Source organism: Streptomyces sp. NPDC046379 (assembly GCF_055587785.1).
Map to the genome: position 1 here is coordinate 1 of NZ_JBVJFP010000055.1, position 4547 is coordinate 4547.

The window sequence follows — 4547 nt, forward strand, 5'->3', positions numbered from 1 at the left end:
CGATCCACGGCCGCGACTGGCGCTTCCCCACGACCCGACCAACGAGCAGACAGACCGATGGTTACTTGATCAACAACTTCTGTTAGGAACTCTAAAGCACAGCCCTTCCAGCCCGGCCGCCGTCCACTGCAGCCACCCCAGTGCGACGGCCGGGTCGGTCGTGGACGGGCACAGCGTCAGCGGCGCCTCCAGCCCGCGCTCGGCGAACAGGGCCTCCAGGGCCGCGCGCCGCCGCTGGTAGGACTGCCCGGTCACATCCGCTGCGCCCGCATGGAGCAGGTCGAAGACGACGTAGTGCGCGGGCCACTGGCGTGCGGCGTCGGCGGCTGCGGTTCTGCGTCGGGCAAGGCGCTGCTGCAGCCGCTCGAACGCCAGCCGGTCCCCTTCCCACACGACCAGCTCGCCGTCCAGTCCCGTGTCCGCGGGCAGCTGGGCGAGGGCGGCGGCCCGGATTTCGGGGAAGGCGGGTGTCATGTCAGTGCCCTGCCTCGAGCGCAGCAGTACCCGCCCGCCGGTGTGCAGGGCGAGCTGGGCGCGGTAGCCGTCCCACTTCGGCTCCGCCGCCCAACCGGCGGCTGGCAGGGTGGCGCTGTCCACGGGCACGGCCAGCATGGGCTGGGGCAGGGACCAGGTCATGCGTGATGCCTTCCACGCCATGTTCCAGCATTGGCATTTTGTGGGGCCGGACGCCACGCGGACCTGCAGTCATCAAACCGCCACTCCTCAGAGTTCGGCGAGGTCGCGGATGGTGGCGGTTCCGGAGCGGACGATCCAGGTTCCGCTGCCGGGCGGGGTCTCGTCGGAGCGGGTCTTGAGGTCTTCGACGTCGAGGACCGGTGGCCATTGCGTGCCTCGTTCCGACCAGTGGACTCCGCTGAGATCCATGTCGGTCAGGTCGACGTCGCTCAGGTCGGCGGTGGTGAAGTCATTCAAGAGCGTGTGCAGCGAGTCCCCGTCGAGCATGGAGGGCTCCCGGCGGAGCGCCAGAGCGATGGCCCGGTGAACCTCGGCAGTGCGGACATCAACGATGGCGCGAGTGAGGTGGAAGCGAGCGGGGGTGCGGGCGGTGCCGTCGAGGATGCGGGCGTTGTAGAGCGCGCGGACGCCGTCGAGGATGCGGGCGAGGGCGAGGGCGCGTTCGCCCGCAAGGTTCAGGGTGCGGTGGAGGTCGCGGTCGAGGGCGAGGTCGCGACTGCGGTCGAGGGCGCGGTTGAGGTCGTGGGCGTGGTCGAGGGCCAGATTGAGGACGAGGTCGAGGTCGAGGTTGCGGTCGAGGGCGTGGTGGAGGTCGCGGCTGACGGCGCGGGCGCGGGCGAGGTCGAGGGCGAAATCGAGGTTGAGGCCGTGGGCGAGGTCGCGACTGCGGTCGAGGGCGCGGTTCAGGTCGCGGTAGAGGGCGTGGTTGAGGTCGCGGGCGAGGTCGCGGGCGAGGGCGAAGCCGATGTCGGGAGCGAGGGAGCGGTCGAGGAGGCGGGTGTGGTCACGGGCGAGGTCTCGGCTGGCTTTCCTGACCTCGGGGGTGTTGCGCAGGGTCATGCGGTCTGCAGGGCTGAGGGCGCGGAGGAGTTCCTGTGCACCGGTGCGGTCGTGGGGGGCGCGGTGTGTGCTGGGCGGGGCGGCTGGTTCCGGGGTGGAAGGCAGGATGGCGGCGAGTCCGGCTTCGGTGTCCAGGACGGTGTCGAGGTCGTCAGCGGCGGTGTCCTGGCGGGAGTGGATGAGGATCTCGCGCAGTCCGGCTTCGACGTCGAGGACGTCGTCCAGTGCCCTGGTCAGGGCGTGCTGGTGCTGAGTGAGCCGGCGGTCCACCGTCTGGTCGTCGTGGTGGTGTGCTCGGTGGTCGGTCACTGTTCCTCCTCCCGTGCCGTGAGGTAGGCGGCCGCGGAGCGGCGGGCTTTCATGAGGTTGGCGCGTACGGTCTCAGCGCGCAGGCCGAGGAACTCGGCGATGTCGGTGGGGGTGAAGCCGGCCAGGGTCCAGGCCAGGATCTGGCGCTGTCTCGGCGGGAGGCTGCGCAGCACGGGCAGCACGTCATGCGTCGCCTCCCATTCCGCGATGGCGTCGGGGCGGGCCAGCAGGGAGGTGGGCTCGGGTACTTCGTCGACGGGTTCTTCGACGGAGGCGATCCTGCGGGCGAGGGCGCGGGAGGCAGCTTTGTACACCCACGCCTTGGGGTGGGTGATGTCGGCCCAGTTCCGGTAGGCGTGGGTCATGACTTCCTGGGCGATGTCCGCGGCGGTCTGCACGTCGGCGCCGTGGCCGGCCAGGAACACGACCAAGGAGCGGATGTGAGCCCGGTAGAAGGCGGAGAACTCGGCGTCCTTCTGCTGCCGGGCATGGTGACGTTGTCCGGGCGGGCCGGCGGATGGGAGCGCGGTGGACGGACGCTCGGCACCGTCTGCTGCGTCATGGGTGCTCACGCGGTCTGGTCCTCCCCACCGGCTGGAGTACGGATGATCGTCACGTGCAGGCGGTGGCCGTCACGGTGCCGGTCGTTCAGTTCGACCCGGTCGCCGGCCGAGACCTTCTCGGTGACGCCGAGAAGGTAGTGGTGCCGGTCCTGGCCGCGGCGCGCCTGCCAGCGTAGGCGCAGCCAGAGTGCCAGCAGTGCGAAGGTCTTGGCGGTGACGATTAAGACGATGACGGTCGTGGCCGGGTCCATCGGTGCATCTCCCTCTTCCCATACGCGCGCGGCGGTGAGCCGGTCATGAGCTAAGGGGCGGGAATGGCCTTGATCGTGAACGCGAGGCGAGGATTTTCCTCCCGGATTCAGCCTGTCGTCGTCGCGGCTGCGCCCTGGAACCAGTGGCGGCGTTAGTCGAGGATGCCGAGGGCTGTGTCGGGCCGGCAGTAGGGGCAGGCCGGGACCTGGTGGCGCAGTGCCTCGATCGCCTGCTGCCGGGTGGCCGGACGGCACCGGCCGCTTCTGGCCGCCGCCCAGCACTCGCCGGTGTGGACGGTGTCGACGTTCGCATGGTTGAGCCCGCGCTGGAGCAACCACTCGGGCGGCGGCGGCCGCATCGCATCACGGCTGCGTCGTTCGGTCTCGCGTCGTTCTTCTGCCGCGATCCAGCTGTCGATCTGGGCGAGTGCCGCCGTGGCCTGCTGGACCACGACGCGGCGGGCGAAGTGGAGCAGCTGGAGCCGCGACGGTTCATCGTTCACACGTTCGATTCTAGGGTCGCGTCATGCGGGAGGTGAGGCCAGGCCGGCGGGAGCTGTCGAGGGAGGCTGGCGGGTCAGGAACGCGTGTTGATGTGGCGTACGCCCGGGCCCCACTTCTCCTTCGCCGCTGCCATGCACCACTGGCACAGTGGGCTGCCGCCGCGGCCGTACTTGTGGGTCTTGCGCTGGCAGGTGGCGCAGGGGCCGACGAGGTCGCCGGAGCAGACGAGCGCGGACGGGTCGGGCTCGGTGGGCGGGGGAGGGGGAGTCGGGGCGGTCATGGGCGGTCCTGTTCCAGGCGACAAGGTGCCGGTCGCCTTTCGTTGCAGGATAACGCCGCGATGGAAAACACGTTCGAATGCCGTTGCGGTCAGAGTTGTCACGGTGCGTGCCAGGTTGGCTACGGTGTGAGCCTGTGTGGTCACGAGTGGTGAGGGGTTGAGGGTGCGGTTACAGGCGCGGGGTGCGGCCGTAGTGGGTGGTGTGCTGGCCTTGGTGGTGGTGCTGTCCGGCTGCGGGAACAGCGACGACGGCGGCCTGGTGGAGGGAAAGCCGCCGCCCTCGTCGTCGCCGTCGGCGTGGGGTGAGTTTTCGCCCGGGCCGGTGCCGGAGTCGACGGTGCGCAGGCCGGTGGGCGAGGACGCGGAACAGGAGCAGGCCGTGCGCGAGGTGTACGACCGGATGCTCGCGGCGGAGGCGAAGGCGTACCGGACGGCGTCCACGTCGGGTACGGGTGTGGAGCGGTACGCCACCTACAAGGCGCTGGCGGCGATCCGTGACGGCGTCGACAACCTGAAGGACTCCGGCGCGGTCGTGACCGGGGAGGTCGGCCACGACGTGAAGGTGACCAGGCTGGACTTGGGGGCGAAGGTGCCGACGGCGACGCTGTCCGACTGCGTGGACCTCTCGCGCTACCGCACGGTCAAGGCGGGTAAGGAGGTCCCGCTGCCGACCGAGCAGCCGCTGCGCTACGTGATGACGGTGAGCGCGGAGCGTTGGGACGGCCGGTGGATGATCACCCGGATCGCCACGGACGGCCCGGAATGCTGACCCCCCGCCCGCGCCCGCGCTGGGTGCGGCCGGCGGCGGTCGGGGCCGCGGTGCTCCTGGCGGCCGCCGCGGCACCGGCCGCTCACGCCGACGCAGGCGGCCGCGGGGTGGGCCCGAACTGCTCCAGCTCGACGCGGTTCGTGAAGGTGTGCGCCGGTGGCGGCAGCACCTCGGGCGGGTCCGGCGGCGCCCAGGGCGCGTCCGGCTCCCGGCCGCCCGCTTCTTCCAGCTCGGACTTGCAGGCGGCGTCGGACGCGCCGAAGTGCACCTACGAGCGGATGTCGCCGCAGCCGCTGGAGGGCAGCATCAGCTACCGTCCCGGCCGGCCCGGCGAG

The 4547-nt window shown here is 70.9% G+C and carries 7 protein-coding genes and 1 pseudogene; 2 read left to right on the plus strand and 6 right to left on the minus strand.

Annotated elements, in window-relative coordinates; translation table 11 throughout:
• Nucleotides 1-69: 69 nt before the first annotated feature.
• The 6 genes from ACZ6KF_RS33875 to ACZ6KF_RS33900 all read right to left on the minus strand — a co-directional run bounded on the left by ACZ6KF_RS33875 (nucleotide 70) and on the right by ACZ6KF_RS33900 (nucleotide 3443).
• Nucleotides 70-636: an ATP-dependent DNA ligase gene (locus tag ACZ6KF_RS33875; protein ID WP_469242012.1), complete on the minus strand. Its 567-nt coding sequence runs from the start codon at nucleotides 634-636 to the stop codon at nucleotides 70-72.
• An 87-nt stretch (nucleotides 637-723) separates the two neighbouring features.
• Nucleotides 724-1845: a hypothetical protein gene (locus ACZ6KF_RS33880; RefSeq protein ID WP_469242014.1), complete on the minus strand. Its 1122-nt coding sequence runs from the start codon at nucleotides 1843-1845 to the stop codon at nucleotides 724-726.
• Nucleotides 1842-2417: an RNA polymerase sigma factor gene (locus tag ACZ6KF_RS33885; protein ID WP_469242017.1), complete on the minus strand. Its 576-nt coding sequence runs from the start codon at nucleotides 2415-2417 to the stop codon at nucleotides 1842-1844. The genes ACZ6KF_RS33880 and ACZ6KF_RS33885 overlap by 4 nt, the downstream gene beginning before the upstream one ends.
• Entirely contained in the window at nucleotides 2414-2659 is a 246-nt protein-coding gene (locus ACZ6KF_RS33890) for a hypothetical protein (protein ID WP_469242019.1), read from the minus strand. The genes ACZ6KF_RS33885 and ACZ6KF_RS33890 overlap by 4 nt, the downstream gene beginning before the upstream one ends.
• 152 nt (nucleotides 2660-2811) lie before the next feature.
• On the minus strand, nucleotides 2812-3162 hold the full coding sequence (locus ACZ6KF_RS33895) for a DUF6233 domain-containing protein (RefSeq protein WP_469160617.1): 351 nt from the start codon (nucleotides 3160-3162) through the stop codon (nucleotides 2812-2814).
• A 74-nt stretch (nucleotides 3163-3236) separates the two neighbouring features.
• A complete protein-coding gene (locus ACZ6KF_RS33900) occupies nucleotides 3237-3443 on the minus strand; it encodes a hypothetical protein (RefSeq protein ID WP_469160618.1) in 207 nt (68 codons plus the stop codon).
• Between the two features lie 193 nt (nucleotides 3444-3636).
• Here ACZ6KF_RS33900 and ACZ6KF_RS33905 point away from each other — a divergent pair, with 193 nt between their 5' ends.
• Both ACZ6KF_RS33905 and ACZ6KF_RS33910 read left to right on the plus strand, forming a co-directional pair.
• Nucleotides 3637-4212, plus strand: a complete 576-nt coding sequence (locus ACZ6KF_RS33905) for a hypothetical protein (protein ID WP_469160619.1) — start codon at nucleotides 3637-3639, stop codon at nucleotides 4210-4212.
• Nucleotides 4206-4547, plus strand: a pseudogene (locus ACZ6KF_RS33910) (hypothetical protein); the annotation flags it as partial. The gene ACZ6KF_RS33905 and the pseudogene ACZ6KF_RS33910, both read left to right, overlap by 7 nt.